This is a genomic window from Kitasatospora phosalacinea, from assembly GCF_000716545.1.
Classification (GTDB): domain Bacteria; phylum Actinomycetota; class Actinomycetes; order Streptomycetales; family Streptomycetaceae; genus Kitasatospora; species Kitasatospora phosalacinea.
Genome location: NZ_JNWZ01000062.1, coordinates 1 through 17,987 on the forward strand (window position 1 = coordinate 1; position 17,987 = coordinate 17,987).

At 75.3% G+C, this 17,987-nt stretch carries 18 protein-coding genes and 1 pseudogene; 13 read left to right on the forward strand and 6 right to left on the reverse strand.

Annotated features, from left to right (window positions below; translation table 11 throughout):
- Positions 1-104 (forward strand): annotated as a pseudogene (locus OO48_RS37650) (IS481 family transposase); the annotation flags it as partial.
- On the opposite strand, the gene cutA reads toward OO48_RS37650, so the two are convergent.
- The gene (cutA, locus tag OO48_RS26295; RefSeq protein ID WP_033220592.1) at positions 101-427 is read right to left on the reverse strand and encodes a divalent-cation tolerance protein CutA; all 327 of its coding nucleotides are present in this window, start codon (positions 425-427) and stop codon (positions 101-103) included. The pseudogene OO48_RS37650 and the gene cutA sit on opposite strands and share 4 nt — an antisense overlap.
- 224 nt (positions 428-651) lie before the next feature.
- Between cutA and OO48_RS40810 the strand changes: the two genes are divergently transcribed.
- The 5 genes from OO48_RS40810 (at position 652) to OO48_RS26320 (ending at position 6,087) form a co-directional block, all read left to right on the forward strand.
- Positions 652-1,371 (forward strand): DUF4232 domain-containing protein, encoded by a 720-nt coding sequence (locus tag OO48_RS40810; protein ID WP_051732834.1) that lies wholly within the window; start codon positions 652-654, stop codon positions 1,369-1,371.
- Positions 1,372-1,596: 225 nt separating this feature from the next.
- Positions 1,597-2,373: a thiol:disulfide interchange protein DsbA/DsbL gene (locus OO48_RS35435; protein ID WP_051732836.1), complete on the forward strand. Its 777-nt coding sequence runs from the start codon at positions 1,597-1,599 to the stop codon at positions 2,371-2,373.
- 423 nt (positions 2,374-2,796) lie between these two features.
- The gene (locus tag OO48_RS26310; RefSeq protein ID WP_033220594.1) at positions 2,797-3,696 is read left to right on the forward strand and encodes an ABC transporter permease; all 900 of its coding nucleotides are present in this window, start codon (positions 2,797-2,799) and stop codon (positions 3,694-3,696) included.
- Positions 3,686-4,885: an ABC transporter ATP-binding protein gene (locus OO48_RS26315; RefSeq protein ID WP_033220595.1), complete on the forward strand. Its 1,200-nt coding sequence runs from the start codon at positions 3,686-3,688 to the stop codon at positions 4,883-4,885. Before OO48_RS26310 ends, OO48_RS26315 begins: the two co-directional genes overlap by 11 nt.
- 2 nt (positions 4,886-4,887) lie before the next feature.
- Positions 4,888-6,087: a glycosyltransferase family 4 protein gene (locus OO48_RS26320; RefSeq protein WP_033220596.1), complete on the forward strand. Its 1,200-nt coding sequence runs from the start codon at positions 4,888-4,890 to the stop codon at positions 6,085-6,087.
- Positions 6,088-6,549: 462 nt separating this feature from the next.
- Here the strand turns inward: OO48_RS26320 and OO48_RS26330 are convergent, their stop codons facing one another.
- The 3 genes from OO48_RS26330 to OO48_RS26340 all read right to left on the reverse strand — a co-directional run bounded on the left by OO48_RS26330 (position 6,550) and on the right by OO48_RS26340 (position 9,396).
- The gene (locus tag OO48_RS26330; protein ID WP_033220598.1) at positions 6,550-7,296 is read right to left on the reverse strand and encodes an SAM-dependent methyltransferase; all 747 of its coding nucleotides are present in this window, start codon (positions 7,294-7,296) and stop codon (positions 6,550-6,552) included.
- A 29-nt stretch (positions 7,297-7,325) separates the two neighbouring features.
- A complete protein-coding gene (locus tag OO48_RS26335) occupies positions 7,326-8,507 on the reverse strand; it encodes a glycosyltransferase (RefSeq protein ID WP_081952397.1) in 1,182 nt (393 codons plus the stop codon).
- Positions 8,508-8,634: 127 nt separating this feature from the next.
- Entirely contained in the window at positions 8,635-9,396 is a 762-nt protein-coding gene (locus tag OO48_RS26340) for a glutamate racemase (protein WP_033220644.1), read from the reverse strand.
- 194 nt (positions 9,397-9,590) lie between these two features.
- Here OO48_RS26340 and OO48_RS26345 point away from each other — a divergent pair, with 194 nt between their 5' ends.
- On the forward strand, positions 9,591-10,814 hold the full coding sequence (locus tag OO48_RS26345; protein WP_033220601.1) for an MFS transporter: 1,224 nt from the start codon (positions 9,591-9,593) through the stop codon (positions 10,812-10,814).
- Positions 10,815-10,912: 98 nt separating this feature from the next.
- Here the strand turns inward: OO48_RS26345 and OO48_RS26350 are convergent, their stop codons facing one another.
- Positions 10,913-11,926: a polysaccharide deacetylase family protein gene (locus tag OO48_RS26350; protein WP_033220603.1), complete on the reverse strand. Its 1,014-nt coding sequence runs from the start codon at positions 11,924-11,926 to the stop codon at positions 10,913-10,915.
- A 344-nt stretch (positions 11,927-12,270) separates the two neighbouring features.
- Between OO48_RS26350 and OO48_RS38565 the strand changes: the two genes are divergently transcribed.
- From OO48_RS38565 to OO48_RS26380, 6 genes are all read left to right on the forward strand, one after another.
- Positions 12,271-12,531, forward strand: coding sequence for a hypothetical protein (locus tag OO48_RS38565; RefSeq protein ID WP_033220605.1), 261 nt, complete (start codon positions 12,271-12,273; stop codon positions 12,529-12,531).
- Positions 12,532-12,822: 291 nt separating this feature from the next.
- Positions 12,823-13,650, forward strand: coding sequence for a polysaccharide deacetylase family protein (locus OO48_RS26360; RefSeq protein WP_033220607.1), 828 nt, complete (start codon positions 12,823-12,825; stop codon positions 13,648-13,650).
- Positions 13,643-14,830 carry a glycosyltransferase gene (locus OO48_RS26365; RefSeq protein WP_051732838.1) on the forward strand — a complete coding sequence of 396 codons (1,188 nt, stop codon included), beginning with the start codon at positions 13,643-13,645 and terminating at the stop codon, positions 14,828-14,830. Before OO48_RS26360 ends, OO48_RS26365 begins: the two co-directional genes overlap by 8 nt.
- A gap of 93 nt (positions 14,831-14,923) precedes the next feature.
- The gene (locus OO48_RS26370; RefSeq protein ID WP_033220608.1) at positions 14,924-15,598 is read left to right on the forward strand and encodes a sugar transferase; all 675 of its coding nucleotides are present in this window, start codon (positions 14,924-14,926) and stop codon (positions 15,596-15,598) included.
- A 109-nt stretch (positions 15,599-15,707) separates the two neighbouring features.
- Positions 15,708-16,307: a NeuD/PglB/VioB family sugar acetyltransferase gene (locus tag OO48_RS26375; protein WP_033220609.1), complete on the forward strand. Its 600-nt coding sequence runs from the start codon at positions 15,708-15,710 to the stop codon at positions 16,305-16,307.
- A 96-nt stretch (positions 16,308-16,403) separates the two neighbouring features.
- On the forward strand, positions 16,404-16,883 hold the full coding sequence (locus tag OO48_RS26380; protein WP_033220611.1) for an NUDIX hydrolase: 480 nt from the start codon (positions 16,404-16,406) through the stop codon (positions 16,881-16,883).
- Positions 16,884-16,925: 42 nt separating this feature from the next.
- Here OO48_RS26380 and OO48_RS26385 read toward each other — a convergent pair whose 3' ends face one another.
- Complete coding sequence (locus OO48_RS26385; protein ID WP_033220614.1) at positions 16,926-17,855, reverse strand: NAD-dependent epimerase/dehydratase family protein; 930 nt, start codon at positions 17,853-17,855, stop codon at positions 16,926-16,928.
- Positions 17,856-17,987 lie beyond the last annotated feature (132 nt).

The window sequence follows — 17,987 nt, forward strand, 5'->3', positions numbered from 1 at the left end:
ACCCCGCCTGGCTCCACACCTACAATCACCACCGCGGACACACCGCACTCGCAGGCCAACCACCCGCCAGCCGCGTCCCCAACCTCGCAGGACAGAACACCTAGGCCCCGCCGGTCTCGGCCGCGATCCAGTCCAGGTAGGCGGCCGAGCCCGTGACGACCGGCACCCCGATCACCTCCGGGACGTCGTACGGGTGCCGTTCGCCGATGAACGCGGTCAGCCGCTCGGCCAGCGCGGCCCGGGTCTTCAGGTCGACGCGCCACTCGGCGCCGTCCCGCACCTCGCCGTCCCACCGGTACACCGACCGGACGGGGTACACCTGCGCGCAGGCCGCCAGGCGCTCGCGCACCGCCGCGGCGGCCAGTTCGCGGGCCCGCGCCTCGTCGTCGTGGGTCGTGGTCACCACGAGGAACTCACGGTTCGTCATGGACCCACGGTAGGCCAGGGCGGTCGTGTCACGGCGAGAACTCGACGGGTGTGCGAACCGTGCTTGTGCGAAGGGGGGTTGACGGAAGGTCCGGCGTCCGCGTGTAACAGCGTGTGTCACAGCGCTGTACCGGACGCCCGGACCCGCAACCGTCCGGTGACCGGACGCCGTGGTGATGCTTGCCGCCGACCGGCGGCCCAGCGCACGACACCACGGAGCACGAGATGAACGTCCGCAAGCCCGCCGCCCTCGCCGCCCTCGCCGCCTGCGCCGTCCTGGCCCTGACCGCCTGCGACCCCGAGGACTCCGGCTCCGCCGCGCCCGCCGCCTCCACCGCCGCGGGCGCCACCGCCGGCAAGAGCGCCCCCGCCGCCCCGCCCGCCACCGCCGGCGCCACCGCGAGCAAGGCCGCGACCGGCGGCGCCGCCGCCGGCGGCACGGTCGGCGCCGACGTGCCGATCTGCGGCAACTCCGAGAAGGAGAGCGACGTCAAGGCCGAGCTGACGCTCGACAAGAGCGCCGATCCGCGGATCAACGGCGTGATCAAGCTGACCAACACCAGCGGCCACGACTGCGTCGTCTACGGCGCCCCCGACCTGCGCACCAACCACGTGCCCAACGAGTTCACGAAGCTGAAGAGCGGCGTCCTGGGCGGCGGCAGCTTCGCCACCGACAAGGCCCACGGGACGGTGCTGCGCCCCGGCACCCCCGTCTACCAGGCCGTCAGCTGGCTCTCCTCGCCGCCGGTCGCCGCCAACGCCACCTGCACCACCGGCGACGTGCTGGAACTGGTGCGCAACGAGGAGGTGCTGACGCTGACCGCGCAGGTCAAGGACGGCCGCTACTGCCCGATCGCCGAAGAGGGCTCCGACCAGATCCAGATCGGCGTCCCGAAGGCCACCGAGGGCGAGGCCCGCGCCCAGTGGAAGCACGAGGGCAAGTAGTCGGGACCACCCCGACGCAGGTGGGCGCCGGAGCGGGGGCGCGCCCGCCCACCGGGCTCGGGGAGCACCGACGACCGCCCTGCGGCGCACCGGGACAGACGCGGCCCCGAACGCCCGACGAACGTTCGAACCGCACCGCCGCCGCACTGCTCCGATCCGGCGAATTCCGCCGCCCGGGGCCCGATCGCCTGGAACGCCGCGCACCCCGCCTGCCAGTCTGCCGGGGTGAAGCCGCTGATCAGAACCACCGTCCTGCTCGCCGTCGCCGGGGGTCTGCTGGCCGCCCCGGTCGCCGCCGAAGCCGCGTCCGTCCTTCCCCGGCTGCCGATCAGCCCGAACGGCGGGCAACTACCGTCCTTCGGGCACCAGTTCGACACCGTCCGGCCGTCCGTGCCGATCCGGCAGCCCGCGCCGGCACCCGCCGTCCCGCCGGAGCAGGTCGCCCCGTCGGGGCAGACCGCTTCGCCCGGCTCCGGGCCGAAGGCCCAACGCACCCACGAGGCCGTCGAGTTCTTCTGGTACGACTGCTCGCACTCCGCCCTGCTGGAGCAGCCGCTGACCCGCTGGGCCGCCGAGCACCGGTCGGACGTCACGCTGCGCCGCGTCCCGGCGATCTGGACCGGCAGCCCCGACGAGGCCGAACAGCGGGCCCACGCCCGGCTGTTCTACGCCCTGGACCGGCTCGGCGAGGTGGACCGGCTGCAGGCCGAGGTGTTCCGCGCCGTCCGCGAGCGGCACACCGACCTGACCACCGAGCGGGCGGCCGCCGACTGGGCCGCCGGGCAGGGCGTCGACGCGGCGGAGTTCCGGGCCGCCTACCGCTCCGCGGAGGTCGACCGGGCGGTGGAGGACGCGCAGCAGCTGTTCGTCCGGGACGGGATCACCGAGCTGCCCACCGTCGTCGTGGACGGCGCCGGCCGGACGTCCCCCACCAAGGCCGGCGGCGTCGACGGCATGCCGTCCGCACTCGACCGGCTGGTCGCCGAGCAGCCCGCCCGCTGACCGCCCGCCGCACCGCACTGCCCGCACCGCACCGCCCGCACCGCACCGCCCGCACCGCACCGCCCGCACCGCACTCCCCGTACCGCACTGCCGGCACCGCCCGCCGCGCCGCTCCCGCCGTCGAACTCCCCGACCGGAGCGACCGGTCCGGTCCGGAACCGTCCCGTACCGGGCTGAGCTGCCGCAATCTTCACCGAACCCGCCCCCGGCCCGCACACTCTGTGTCATTGTGGTCCGCGGGTCGGCCGGACAGCACCGGCGGCCCGGCCCCGACGGCAGCGGCGCGTCCGGTCCTCCGGCGCGCACCGCGCCCGGGGGCGGCCGACCCGGCCGGGGGGAACGACCGGGCCCGGAACCGGTCGACGGCAGGCAGACGGCACAGGCACCAGGGGCGAGCACAGCCTCCGGGGAGGGCGGGAGTCCGTGGGGGGACAGCGCGCGCAGGTCATCGACGAGCAGCGGGGCCAGGCCGCCCCGCCGGGCGTGCCGGTCCCGGCCGGACCACCGCCCGAACTGGTCTTCAAACGCCGGCTGCGCCCCCTCCAGGTGGCCCGCGAGCTGTGGGCCGCACGGGAGTTGGTGCGCGCCCTGGCCGAACGCGACCTGCGCGCCCGGTACAAGCAGGCGGTGCTCGGTTTCGCCTGGGCGGTGCTCACCCCGCTGGCGCTGTGCGCGATCTTCACCCTGGTGTTCCACCGCGCGGTCAAGATCGAGACGGGCGCCGTCCCGTACACGCTGTTCGCCTACCTCGGCCTGATCGTCTGGCAGTTCTTCTCCAACACGATGAACCAGGGCGCGCTCAGCCTGGCCAACAACCTGAGCCTGCTGAACAAGGTGTACTGCCCGCGCGAGGTGTTCCCGCTCGCCACCATGCTGGTCGCCACCGTGGACATGGTGATCGGCGTCGGCGTGCTGGGCCTGATGTTCCTGGTCTTCTGGACGGCCCCCGCCGCGACCTTCCTGTGGGTGCTGCCGCTGCTGGTCATCCAGTTCGCCTTCACCTACGGCATCGCGCTGATCCTCTCGGTCGCCGTGGTCTACCTGCGCGACGTGCGCCACCTGCTGCCGATCATCACCCAGATGGGCGTCTTCGCCACCCCCGTCGCCTACCCGCTGGCCAAGATCCCGCAGCGCCTCCAGGAGATCTACGTCGGCGTCAACCCGCTCGGCGCGGTCATCGAGGGCTACCGCAAGGCGCTGCTGTACGGCGACGCCCCCGACGCCCGGATGACGCTGATCGCCGCGGCCAGTTCGCTGGTCTTCCTGATCGGCGGGTACCTGCTCTTCAAGAAGCTGGAAACGGGGATCGCCGATGTCGCGTGACTACCCTGCGGGCACCATCCGCACCGAGCAGGTCTGGAAGCGCTTCCGCGCCGACCAGCAGCGGATGCTGCTGCGCGACCGGGTCGAGCAGGCCGCCCGCCGCCTGCGCGGCGACCGCGGCGAGGACTGGCGCTGGGCCCTGCGCGACATCAACCTGCACATCGAACCCGGCGAGTCGGTCGGCCTGATCGGCTCCAACGGCTCCGGCAAGTCGACGCTGCTGAAGATGCTCACCCGGGTCATGTACCCGTACGCGGGCGTGATCGACGTGCGCGGCCGGATCGGCGCCCTGATCGAGATCCGGGCCGGCATCCACCCCGACCTGACCGGCCGGGAGAACATCTACCTGTTCGGCGCGCTGCTCGGCCTCAAGCGCCGCGAGGTCGCCGGACGCTTCGACGACATCGTCGAGTTCGCCCGCCTCGGCGGCGCGATCGACCGGCAGGTGAAGTTCTACTCCTCCGGCATGCAGATGCGCCTGGGCTTCGCGGTCGCCGCCTACCTGGAGCCGCACGTCCTGCTGGTGGACGAGGTGCTCGCGGTCGGCGACGCGGTCTTCCAGCAGCGCTGCCTGGACCGGATGCGCGAGGTCGCCGAACAGGGCACCACCATCGTCTTCGTCTCGCACGACCTGCCCGCCGTGCAGTCCATCTGCCGCCGGGGCGTCTGGCTCGAACAGGGCACCGTCCGGGTCGACGCCGGCATCAAGGACGCGCTGGCCGGCTACCGCGACTCCATCGAGGCCCAGTCCGAGGCGAGCGCCCGGGTCGGCGAGCCCCTGCAACTGCTCAAGTACGAGGTGCGCGGCGAGGACGCCGACGACACCACGCTGCACACCGACGAGCCGGTCACCGTCGAGCTCACCCTCGGCGGCGACTACCGCGGCGACGCCACCCTGCACCTGGGCGTCAGCGAGGGCACCTCCAGCCCGATCTTCCAGATCAGCCACGAGATCCGGATGACCGGCGGCGACCACCGCGTCGCCTGCGTCATCCCGCGCCTGCCGCTGCCGCGCGGCCGCTACACCCTGTGGACGGGCGTCTACTCGATCGGCAAGACCGACGGCGGCACGCTGATGAGCTGGCACTCCGCCGGTCAGTTCGACGTCTTCGGCCCGATGCTCGACACCCCGCCGCGCGCCGTCGTGATGGCCGCCCCCGTCTTCGTCCCGCACCAGTGGGAGGACTGAGCATGCGTTCCGTCCGGGTCCTGGTCCACCTCAACAACCTGGCGCTCGGCGGCGCCCAGCTCAACGCCGTCGACATCGCCCGCACCCTGCGCGACCGCGGCCACGAACCGGTCCTCTTCGCCCAGGGCGTCGACGGGCCCGCCCCGCTGGTCGAACTGGCCGCCGAGCACGGCCTCGACCTGGTCGTGGCCGGCGACCCGACCACCCCGCACGCCGTGATCCGCGCCCGGCTCTCCAGGCTCGCCGACGAGCACGGCTCCCAGGTCGTCCACGCCTGGGAGGTCCGGGCCGCCCGCAACGCCTACTTCGGCCCCGGCCGCCAGGGCCGCCTCCCGATCGTCACCACCTTCTACGGCATCCGGATGCTCCGCGGCATGCCCCGCTACCAGCCCCTGGTCCTCGGCCTGGGCGCCCTGGTACCGGACGGCCGCGCCTTCGGCCACCGCGACGTGCGGCTGATCGAACCCCCCGTCGACACCGACTCCGACGCGCCGGGCGCCGTCTCCGGCGCCGACTTCCGCGCCGAGGTCGGCGCCTCGGACGGCCGGCTCCTGCTCTGCGTCGTCACCCGGCTGGTCTCCGGTCTGGAGAAGGACGACGGCGTCTCCCGCACCATGGCCGCCCTGCGGCTGCTCGACGACCCGAACCTGGTCCTCGCCGTCGTCGGCGGCGGCCCCAGCGAGGAGCGCCTGCGCGCCGAGGCCGCCGCCGTCAACGAGGAGCTCGGCCGCGAGGCGATCGTCCTCACCGGCCAGCGCTCCGACCCGCGCCCCGCCTACCAGGCCGCCGACATCGTCCTCGGCATGGGCGGCTCCGCGCTGCGCGGCCTCGCCTTCGGCAAGCCCGTCATCGTCCACGGCGCGAGCGGCTACACCGCCGTCCACGAACCCGGTCCGCTGGTCGAACCGCACGCCTCCCGCTGCATGTACGGCCACGGCGACCACCCCGCCGACGCGAAGGCGCTGGCCGCCCAGATCCGCGCCCTCGCCGACGCCCCCGACCGCCGTGCGGAACTGGGCGGTTGGGGCCGGGACTGGGTGGTCGGCCGGTTCTCCCTCGACCACGTCTCCACCGCCTTCGAGGAGATCTACCGCGAACTCCTCCGGCAGCCCCCCGGCCGCACCGCCTGGCTCCGGGACCTGGAGCAGATGTCCCGCTACGAGTTCGTCAAGCCCACCGCCCGCCGCCTGCTGGGACGTTGACGACCCGCTCGCCGTGACACCTGCGCCGTGACACCTCCTTCACGCCCTGCGCCGAGTTCGCGCCCCCGTCCCGTACGCGGCGGCGCCGACCGTCCTCAGCGCCTTCGCCCACGGCACCAAGCCCGATCGCCCGCCCGCTGCCGCTGCCGTTGCTGCCGGCGTCGGACTCCTGCGGAGCCGGGCCGGGATCGTGCAGGTCGGGCAGGACGTACGCCCGTACGCCCTCTGCGGGATCGCCGGTCATGTCGGTCGCGCGGCTCCGTCCGGTCACCTCCCGCCGGAACCCGAAGCCCTCCTCTCCCGGCGGGACGCCCTCTCCGGGCGCGCTCTCCCACACCACGCCACCTCCGGCGACCTCCACGGCCGCCGCCCCGCACCGCCGCCGGGGCCTTACCGGAGGCGGCGGAGGGCCTGCTGACCAGGCCCTCCGCCCCTCACGCGCCGGTCGCGGCCACGGCGGCCTCAGGACTCCGGGGAGCGGCGGAGCAGCAGCGTGACGAAGCCGAAGCAGTCGCGGTAGCCGGTCAGCCACTCCTCGCGGTGCTCGGCCGCCGTCCGCAGGGCCTGTTCGCGGTCGGGGCCCGGAGGTTGGTCCAGGGCCCAGTCGGTGAGGGAGCCCGTCCAGGCCCACTCGTAGGCGTCGAGTTCCGTGCGGGTGGAGGTGTGGCCGGCCACGGGGAGCCAGCCGGCCTCCCGGGCCGCGGCGACCGTCCCGGCCAGGTCGGACAGTCCGTCACCGAACACCTCCCGGGCCAGGGGCGTCGGTTCGCGCTCCCAGTAGGACTCGCCGAGCAGCACCGCGCCGCCCGGGGCGAGCAGCGGGGCGATCGCGGCGAGGGTCGGGCCGAGGCCGCCGAAGGCGTGCGTCGAGCCCACGCACAGCACGGCGTCGAAGGGTTCGGACGCGGTGAACTCCCGCGCGTCGGTGTGGTGCAGGCCGATCCGGCCGGCGACGCCCAGCCGCTGCGCGGTCTCCAGGGCGCGGCGCAGCGCGACCGGGTCGGTGTCCACGCCGACCGCCCGCAGGGCCGGGTGCGCGGCCAGGGCCCGGACGGGCCAGGCCGCCTCGCCGCAGCCGAGGTCGAGCAGTCGGCCGTCCTCGCGGCCGCGCAGCAGGCGCTCCAGCAGGCCCCGCACCGTTTCGTCGGAGAGCGGTGCGGCGACGGGGTGGTCGCGGTGCGCGATCCGTGAGATCTCGTGTCGTTCCATCACCGGGTCCTGCCCACCGGGCCGCCCAACTATTCGGCGCGCTGCGGCTGCGGGTAGGTGCGGCCCTTCCAGGCGGCGCCGCGTCCGCGCCAGTGCTGGACGGCGGAGTCGACCGTCATCAGCAGGTACAGCAGCGCGGTGAACGGCAGCAGCGGGGCCGCCGCGACGGGCTGCCCGTAGTAGCGGAGCATCGGCGCGTACGTCCCGGCCATCACGGCCCACCCGGCCAGCCCCGCCCCGGCGGTCCACCACGCCCCGGCCGCGGCCCCGGCCAGCGCGGCCGCCGGCGGCACCAGGTAGACCAGCGCCAGGCCCGCCACCGTGCCGGCCAGCAGCAGCGGCGAGTACCGGAGCTGGGCGTACGCGCTGCGCGAGACCATCCGCCACAGCGGGCCCAGGCCGGGGTAGGGGCGGACGGAGTCGACCAGGTCGGCGAGGCCGAGCCAGGTGCGGCCACCGGTCCGCTTGACCGCCCGGGCCAGTGACACGTCGTCGATGACGGCGCCGCGGATCGCCGCCACCCCGCCCGCCCGCTCCAGCGCGGCCCGCCGCACCAGCGAGCAGCCGCCGGCCGCGGCGGCCGTCCGGGCGCCGGGGCGGTTGGCACGGCGGAAGGGGTACAGCTGGGCGAAGAAGTACACGAACGCGGGGACGACCAGCCGTTCCCAGCCGCTCGCCACCCGCAGCCGGGCCATCTGCGAGACCAGGTCCAGCCCGCCGCCCTCGCCCGCCGCGACCAGCGCCCGCAGCGAGCCCGGGCGGTGCGCGATGTCGGCGTCCGTCAGCAGCAGCCACTCGGCGTCGCCGGCCTGCTCGACGCCGTGCCGCAACGCCCACAGCTTGCCCGTCCAGCCCTCCGGCAGCGGCGGGGGAGTGGTCACCGCCAGCTCCAGCCCTCCGGTGCGCCCGGCCAGCTCCCGGGCCAGCTCCCCGGTGCCGTCGGTGCTGTGGTCGTCGACCAGCACCACCCGGGCCCGTCCCGGGTACTCCTGCGCGAGCAGGCTGGGCAGGGACACCGGCAGCACCCCGGCCTCGTCCCGGGCCGGCACCAGCACCACCACCGGCGGCCAGGCCGCCGGCTCGCCGCGGCCCCGGGGCAGCCGCTGGTCGGTGCGCCAGAACCCGCCGTGGCACACCGCCAACCACGCCCACACCACCAGCGACAGCACCGAGACCCACCACAGGACAGTCACCCGGGCAGTCTGCCCCATCTGGCCCCCGCGACCCCCGAGGCGCGGCGGGAGCCCGCGGCCCGGCCGGTCCGGGCTGGCCGGTCAGGGTCGGTCGGAACGGGGAGGTCGGGGCCGGTCGGTCAGGGTCGGTCGGGACGGGGAGGTCTCAGACCCGGGCGTCCGCCGCCAGCAGCTCGCCCTGCGGGTAGGCCAGTGCCTCGGCGGCCAGCGACGCCGGACGGCCGGAGTGCAGCACCGTCAGGGTTCCGCCGCCGGGGCGGGTGCCGGGGCCGAGGCGGCGCAGGGTCTGCGCGGCGATCGCGTCGGCCGAGCCGTGCAGCCGGACCGGGCCGGGGAGCGCGGCGGCGATCCGGTCGTCGATCAGCTCGTAGTGGGTGCAGCCCAGCACCACGTCGGTGGTGCCGACGGGGGTGCGGGCGGCGGCCGAGGCGACGGCGGCGGAGATCGCGGCCTGGTCGGCCCGTTCCACGGCTTCGGCCAGCTCCGGGCAGGCCACCTCGTGGACCCGCGCGGCCCCGCCGAACTCGGCGATCAGCCCGCGCTGGTAGGCGCTGCCGGTGGTCCGCGAGGTCGCCCAGATCGCCACCACCCCGCCGGACGCGGCGGCCGGCTTGATCGCGGGGACCGTCCCGACCACCGGCAGCCCGGGCTCGAACTCCGCCCGCAGGCGCGCCAGCGCGTGCACGGTGGCCGTGTTGCAGGCCACCACCAGTGCCTCCGGCCCGTGCGCCACGGCGGCCCGGGCGCAGGCCAGCGCGTGCTCGGTGATGTCCTCGGGCGTCCGCGGCCCCCACGGCATGCCGTCCGGGTCGCAGGAGACCACCAGGTCCGCGTCGGGCCGGGCCCGGCGGATCGCGGCGGCGGCGGCGAGCAGTCCGATTCCGGAGTCCACGAGGGCGATCTTCACGAGCACCGACTCTACCCCGTGCGCCCGGACGGGCCCCGGCCCGTTCCCCCGCCGCCGGTACCGGACGCGCCGCCGGACCTGTCGGACCTCGCCGGACCCCGGCGTCCCGGGCCTGCTCCGTCCGACTGACGGTACGACCGGCCGGTGCGCGTGTCCCGGCCCGGCGGCGGCGCGTCCGCAGAGGCTTGGGCGTCATGGGACAGCTGACCGCATCGAACGAACGGGTGCCGGCCGACGACCGGGTGCCGGGCACGGCGTACACCAACCTGGTGGTCGCCACCATCGGCTTCGCACTGACCTTCTGGGCGTGGAACCTGATCGCCCCGCTGGCGGGCGAGTTCAACAAGACGCTGCACATGACGTCGTTCGCCCAGTCCTTCCTGGTCGCCGTCCCGGTGATCGTCGGCTCGCTGGGCCGCGTCCCGGTCGGCGCGCTCACCGACCGCTTCGGGGCCCGGCTGATGTTCCCGCTGATGTCGGCGCTGACCATCGTCCCGGTGCTGCTGCTGATCCCGGCCCGCGGCTCGTACGGGGCGCTGCTGGCCGTCGGGTTCTTCCTCGGACTCGGCGGCACCACCTTCGCGATCGGCGTGCCGCTGGTGAACTCCTGGTTCCCGCCGAGCAAGCGCGGCCTGGGCATCGGGGTGTTCGGCATGGGCATGGGCGGCGTCGCGCTGTCCGGCTACTTCACCCCCCGGCTGTGGAAGCACGGCCACGACCTGCCGTTCTGGGTGATGGCCATCGCCCTGGCCGCCTACACCGTGGTCTCCTTCCTGCTGCTGCGCGACCGTCCCGACCGGGTGGTCCCGACCGCCTCGCTGGCCTCCCGGCTCGGCGAGGCCGGGCGGCTGCGGGTGACGTGGGAGCTGTCCGCGCTGTACGCGATCGGCTTCGGCGGCATCGTCGCGTTCGGCGTCTACCTGCCGACGTACCTGAAGACCTGGTACGAGCTGTCCGCGACCGACGCCGGCACCAAGGCCGCCGGGTTCGCCCTGGTCACGGTCGTCTTCCGACCGTTCGGCGGCTGGCTGTCGGACCGCGTCCACCCCGCCGTGGTGACCTGCTGGGCGCTGGGGGTCACCGCGCTGTTCGCCATCGTGCAGGCCTTCGACCCGGACCTCAGCCCGGTCGGCACCATCGCCTTCATGGTGATGGCGGCCGGCCTCGGCACCACCAGCGGCTCGGTGTTCGCCCTGGTCGCCCAGGTCACCCCGGTCGCCCAGGTCGGCTCGGTGACCGGCATCGTCGGTGCCGTCGGCGGCCTCGGCGGGTTCGTCCCGCCGCTGGTGATGGGCGCCATCTACAGCGCCAAGGGCAGCTACTCGATCGGCTTCATGCTGCTCTCCGACCTCGCCCTGGCCGGCGCCGTCTACGCCATCGGCCGGATGCGCGGCATCCGCCCCACCACCACCGCCTGAACCGCGCCCCGACGCCGCACCGCCTGAACCGCGCCCCGTGCGCGTACGAGGCCCGCACCCCCGGTCCCGGGGTGCGGGCCTCGTACGCGCACGGGGTGTTACGCCTGCGCCCCCAGCAGCCGCTGCACCGCCGGCTCCAGGCCGGACAGGATGGTGTCGAACCGGCGCGTCGAGGTGGTCGAGTCGACCTGCAGGCGGCTGATCCGCAGCGGGTGCCCGGGCAGCCGGGGGCCCAGCCGATGGTCGGACAGGAAGCCCAGCCGGTAGCCGAGCCGGCGCAGCACCGCGTCCGCCCGCTCGTCGAAACCGCCGTCCGGGTAGGCGAACGCCGTCGGGGCCTCGCCCAGCCAGCCGGTCAGCGCCCGGTGCGCGCCGACGATCTCCGCGTGCACCGTCGCCTCGTCGCAGCGCCGCAGCGAGGGGTGGCCCAGGGTGTGGTTGCCGACCGAGACGTCCGCCTCCCGCAGCACGCGCAGGTCCTCCGGGCGCAGCTGCTCCTGGGCCGGCGGGCGGCGGTGCGCGGAGACCCGCAGCTCGGCCAGGCTGCGCCGGCGGTCCGGGTCCGGCATCGCCTTGAGCAGCGCCAGCACCCGCTCCGGGGCGCCACCGCCGGGCAGCATCCGGGCCCGGCCGCCGTGGCGGGCCAGGAACGCCGCCTCGTGCCACCAGAACGGCTTCTCGGTGCCGACCAGCTCCGCGATCACGAACGCGGCCGCCGGGATCCGCCGGGCCACCAGCTCCGGCAGGGCGTGCCGCAGCACCGTGCGGTCCGGGTCGTCGAAGGTCACCAGCACCGAGCGCGGCGGCAGCGGCCGCCCCTCGGCCAGCGAGCGCTCCACGTCCCGCACCGACACCGGGGTGGCCAGCCGCCGCAGCCGGTCCAGCTGGGCGCCGAACGAGGCCGGCTCGGTGATCCCGTGGTACGCCAGCACGGCCAGGCGCTGCGCGGCGCGGGCCCGGAACAGCGGCTGGGCGGGGCTGAAGCGCAGCCAGCTCCCCCGGTCCCGCCCCCGCCCCCGGGACAGGCCCGGGGCCGCCGTCGAGCCGGAGGACGGGACGGCGTGCTGGGGCGGGGCGCAGACGGCAGCGGCGGCGGTGGTGGCGTACGACACGGTTCCCCCCTCGGTCGCCGGCAAGCGGCGTGGCGGTACCGTCGGCAGGCGGAGCCCGGCCTCCGACCCCGGGTGCGGCGGCTCCGCACCCGAGTGATCTAGCCCGCGGCGGACACTCCCTAGCCCGCACGTCGGACGGCTCCTGGATCGCTCAATGTAGTGGAGACCCACGACGTCCCGGGATGGTTGTACGCCGGACGGCGAGATTTCGCGGGCGGTCCGGAAACGGCCCGGAAGGGGCCCGGCGGCGCTTGCGGACGGGCGGGTCCGGGGGGCCGGAACGGGCCCGGCGGGGGGCCGGAGGACTGTGGCCCGCTTCCCCGCGCCGGGTTACCGTGGAGGGCATGGCAGACACCCGAAGTGACCGCGCCGCTACCCGCTGGTCCGCGCTGTTCGGCGGCTGCGCCCTCCGCCGCCACCAGCCGCTGCTGGCCCTGCTCGGCGTGGTCTGCGTGGGGACGGGCATCGCGGTGGCGGTGCTGGTCCCGGAGACCGACGGCCCGGCCTGGGTGATGGCGGTGGCCGGCTGCCTGGCCGCCGGGGTGCTGCTGCTGGTCCGGATCGGCATCGCCCTGCTCCGCCCGGGCGGCGGCGCCACCCCCTGATCCGCGGGCCGGGCCGGCGACCTCCGACCGCCCGACCGCCCGGCAACGGTCCGACCGCCCGCTGGCCGCCCGCCGACCGCCCGGCAACGGTCCGACCGCCCGCCGACCGGAAAACGTCCCGCAAAGGGACAGGACCGGTCGGACCGGCTGATTTTCGGCCTACCTCCGCACTTCTTTCACGTTTCGGGGGCAACAGCCCCACAGTTCCCCCTACTGTGATTCGCATCGCCCGCGGCAGCCGCGGGCCGGGGGAGTCACAGGTCCGGTGCGGGGGCACCGCGAGGGGGATCCATGGCGAACAGCGCCGCCCAGGCCGGGGGCATCCGGACCAAGGTCAAGCAGCAGCTGGCCCGCGCCGCGGGCCGGGTGCCCGGCGAGGGCGCCACCGTCCTCATCTACCACCGGGTCGGCGGCGGCACCGGCGACGAGCTCGACCTCGCCACCGCCGACTTCACCGCCCAGGCGGACCTGCTCGCCGAACTGCCGCCCGGCCGGGTGGTCCCCCTGGACACCGCCACCGACCGCCTCGCCGCCGGCCTGCGCACCCCCAGCACCGTCCTCACCTTCGACGACGGCTTCGCCGACACCTACGAGACCGCCTGGCCGCTGCTCAGGGAACGCGGCCTGCCGTTCACCGTCTACCTGGCCAGCGGCATGGTCGGCGCCCCGATGCGCTGGGAGGGCTCCACCGCCAAGGGCGCCCCCGCCACCGGCCTCAGCTGGGAGCAGCTGCGCGAGATGACCGACTCCGGGCTGTGCACCGTCGCCAACCACACCCGCAGCCACGCCCGCCCCGAACTGCTCACCACCGCCGAACTCGACTCCTGCGGCGACGACGTCGAGGAGCACCTCGGCACCCGCCCCCGGCACTTCGCCTACACCTGGGGCCGCCCCGTCCCGCACATGGACGCCGCGCTGCGCGCCCGCTTCCGCACCTGCGCCACCGGCCAGGTCGGCCGGAACCTGCCCGGCTACGACCCGGTCCGCTTCCACCGCGTCCCGGTCCGCCGGACCGACCCGATCGACTTCTTCCGGGCCAAGCTGTACGGCCGGCTCGTCCCGGAGCGCGCCTACGCCCGGATCGTCGCCACCGCGAAGGCGGTGGGCGCCGGTGCCTGAGCAGCTCCCCCTCCGCCTGCGCGGCGAGGGCGGCCGCCCGCTGCGGGTCGCCCACCTCACCACCGTCGACATGTCGCTGCACCTGCTGCTCGCCACCGAACTCACCGTCGACGTCGAGCAGGGCCTGCACACCTACGGCATCAGCGCGCCCGGCCCCTACCTGGAGCGGATCGAACGGATCGGCGTCCGGCACCGGCCGCTGCCCTCGCTCACCCGCGCCTGGCAGCCGCGCGCCGACCTCGCCGCCGCCCGCGAACTGCTCGCCGCGCTGCGCGAGATCCGCCCCGACGTGCTGCACACCCACAACCCGAAGACCGGCGTGCTCGGACGCGTCCTGGGCCGGCTCGCCCGCGTCCCCGTGGTGGTCAACACCTGCCACGGCCTGTGGGCGCAGGCCCACGACCCGCTCGCCAAACGGCTCGCCGTGCTCGGCGCCGAGGCGCTGGCCGCCCGCTTCTCGCACGCCGAGCTCTACCAGAACGCCGAGGACCGCGCCACGCTCGCCAAGTGGGGCGTCCCCGCCTGGTGTTCGCGCGTCGTCGGCAATGGCGTCAACCTCGACCGCTTCCCCGCCCCCGGCCCCGCCAGGGACGCCCTGCGCGCCCGGCTGCGCACCGAACTCGGCCTCGCCGAGGACGAGTTGCTGGTCGGTGGAGTCGGCCGCCGGGTCGCCGAGAAGGGCATCCGGGAGTACGCCGAAGCCGCCCGCGCGCTGGCCGGCAAGGCCCGCTTCGTCTGGATCGGCCCCGACGACCCCGACAAGCCCGACGCCCTGCGCGCCGCCGAGGCCGGCCTCGAGTTCCTCGGCGCCCGCGACGACATGCCCGCCGTGTACGCCGCGCTCGACGTCTTCGTCCTCCCCTCCTACCGGGAGGGCTTCTCCCGCTCCGGCATGGAGGCCGCCGCCAGCGGCCTGCCCATGCTGCTCAGCGACATCCGCGGCTGCCGCGAGATCGGCACCCACGGCCGGCACCTGCTGCTCGCCCCGGCGGCCGACGCCGCCGCCCTGACCACCGCGCTCGACCGGCTCCTCACCGAGCCCGGCCTGCGGATACGCCTGGGCGCGGCGGCCCGCCGCCGCGCCCTCGACCAGTTCGACCAGCGCGCGGTCGCCCGGGTCTCGCTGGAGACCTACGCCGCCGTCGCCCGCCGACGCGGGCTGCGCTGGAGCACCGACTGACCGCGTCCGGAACCAGGACCACACCGCCGCCCGCGCCGAGCAGCCCGAAGCGCGTCCACAACACCACAACGCACCAAACCAGTTGGGGGAGATATGAAGCGAGGGGGGGACCTCGCGGTCACCGCGCTGGCCGGGATCATCGCCGTCCCGCTCGGCCTGCTGATCGCCCTCCTGATCCGCGCCACCATGGGCGGACCGGTGATCTTCCGACAGACCCGCTCCGGCCGGCACGGCCAGGAGTTCCGCATCCTCAAGTTCCGCACCATGCGCGACAAGCACTACGAGGACGAACCCGACGCCCCGCGCATCACCCGCCTCGGCGCGCTGCTGCGCAAGACCAGCCTGGACGAACTCCCGCAACTGTGGAACGTCGTCCGCGGCGACATGGGCGTCATCGGCCCGCGCCCCACCCTGCCCGAGCAGGTCGCCCACTACTCCGACCGCCAGCGCGGCCGCCTCGCCCTGCGCCCCGGCCTCACCGGCTGGGCCCAGGTCCGCGGCCGCAACTCCATCACCTGGCCCGAACGCATCGAACTCGACCTCTGGTACATCGAGCACCGCAGCCTGGCGCTCGACCTGCGCATCCTCGCCCTCACCGTGAGGACGCTGCTGCGCCCCACCGGCATCACCGCCGCCGGCGGCGTCAACCCCGGCTTCCCGGTCCCGGCCCACGCCGAGGCGCCCGCCCCGGCCGCGCCCCGGATCGTGCTGCCCCGGCAGGCCGCCGCGGCCGGGCCCCGACTGGCCCGGGAGGAACTGCGCGGCTGAACCGGGCGCGACGGTTCGCCCCGGCCGGGCGGCAGCGGGCGACCGCGGCCGCCCGGCCGAGTACTTTTGACCCGCCATCAGGAGAACGGCGCAGGACGGAGAACGGCGCATGGTGTGGATCGCGGGCGCGGGCGGCGTCGGCCGGGAGGCGCTGGACGTGGCGCTCGCCGCGGGCGTCACGGTGGCCGGCTTCCTGGACGACCGGCTCGCCGGGGGCGGGGTGCGCGGGCTGCCCGTCCGCAGGCCCGCCGAACTACCGGCCGGCGCACCCTACTTGATCGGCATCGCCGACCCGGCGGTCCGGGCCCGGCTGGCCGCGCTGCTGGACGCGGCCGGCGGACACCCCGTCACCCTGGTGCACCCCCGGGCGATCATCGCCCCCGAGACCGAACTCGCCCCCGGCTGCCTGGTGATGGGCGGCGCGCACGTCTCCAGCAGCGTCCGGCTCGGCCCGCACAGCCAGGTGCACTACAACGCCACCGTCGGCCACGACAGCCGGCTCGGCGCCCGCGTCACCGTCTACCCCGGCGCGAACGTCTCCGGCGCCGTCCACCTGGAGGACGACAGCACGGTCGGCTCCGGCGCCGTGGTCCTCCAGGGCCGCACCGTCGGCCGCGCCGCCTTCGTCGGCGCCGCCGCCACCGTCACCCGCGACGTCCCGCCCGGCACCACCGTCATCGGCACCCCCGCCCGCCCGATGAAACCCTGACCCCCGCGCACGAGTGCTCCGGCTCCGCCGTTCCCGCCCGGAGGGCACGGCCGCCACCCGTCCCGCCCGGCCCGGGCAGCGCATAGGCTCCGGGGCATGGGAATTCCTGCGTTTCTGGCCGAGCTGCGCGAGGTGGTCGGGCACCGGCCGCTGTGGTTGTCCGGGGTGTCGGCGGTGGTGGTGGACGACGGCGGGCGGGTGTTGCTCGGGCGGCGCGTCGACAACGGCAGGTGGGCGTTGATCGGCGGCATCATCGACCCCGGCGAGCAGCCCGCGGACACCGTGGTGCGCGAGTGCCTGGAGGAGACCGGCGTGCTGGTGCGGCCCGAGCGGCTGGTCGCGGTCGGCGTCACCCCGGTGATCGAGTACCCGAACGGCGACCGCAGCCAGTACCTCGACCTGGTCTTCCGCTGCCGCCCGCTCTCCGGCGAGGCCCGGGTCAACGACGACGAGTCGCTGGAGGTCGGCTGGTTCCACCCGGACGCGCTGCCCGAGCTGGACGACCGCGCCCGCGACCACATCTCCCACGCCCTGGCCGGAAAGGACGCGGCGCACTTCGAGCTGACGGGGCGTTAGCGGAGCGGTGGCGCGCGCCCGGCGCGCGCCCCCGCCCCCGGTTCACAGCGTCCGGAACCAGCCCGCGGTGCGTCGCAGGCCCTCCTCCAGCGGGACGGGCACGACGTCCGGGAACAGCTCGCGCAGCCGCGCGTTGTCGGCCTGCGAGTCCCGCACGTCACCCGGTCGCGGGTCGACGTGCTCGGCGGCGACCGGGGAGCCCAGCACCCCGCCCATCAGGTCGAGCAGCTCCAGCAGCGAGGTGCGCGTCCCGAAGGCCAGGTTCACCGGATCCGCGGAGACCACCCGGCGCAGCACCGCCTCGACGAGCACCTGGGTGACCGTGCCGACGTAGGTGAAGTCGCGGCTCTGCAGCCCGTCCCCGTGCACCGTCACCGGCCGGCCGGCCAGCGCCGCGTCCAGGAACGCCGGGACCACCGCCGCGTACGCGTGCCCGGCGGCCTGCAGCGGCCCGAAGACGTTGAAGAAGCGCAGCGGCAGCACGCCCAGGCCGTAGCAGTGGTGGTACGCGCCGAGGTAGGACTCGGCGGCCAGCTTGGAGACCGCGTACGGGCTCATCGGCACCGGTCGCATCGACTCGCGCTTGGGCAGCTCCCGGTTGGCGCCGTACACCGAGGAGGAGGACGCCGCCGCGACGTACAGGCCGCCCGCCCGGCGGGCCGCCTCCAGCACCTCCAGGGTGCCGGTGGCGTTCACCCGGTGGCTGGCCAGCGGGGCGGTGATCGAGCGCGGCACCGACGGCAGCGCCGCCAGGTGCACCACCGCGTCGGCGCCGGTGAACGCCGCGTCCAGCAGGGCGGCGTCGAGGACGCTGCCCTCGAAGAAGGTGACGTCGAGGCCCGCCAGGTTGGCCTTGCTGCCGGTGGACAGGTCGTCCACCACCCGGACCTCCGCCACCTCCGGACGGGAGACCAGCTCCCTGGCCAGATTGGCCCCGATGAACCCCGCCCCGCCCGTGACGACCACGCGCATCGACGCGCACCACCCCTCGCTTCGGGCCCGGGGAATCCCCCCGCCGGGCCGGTGCGGCCGACTCTAGCGCCGCCCCGGGGCCCGGCGTACACGAAACCCGCACAGTCGCGACCAAACCAACCCATCGGACAC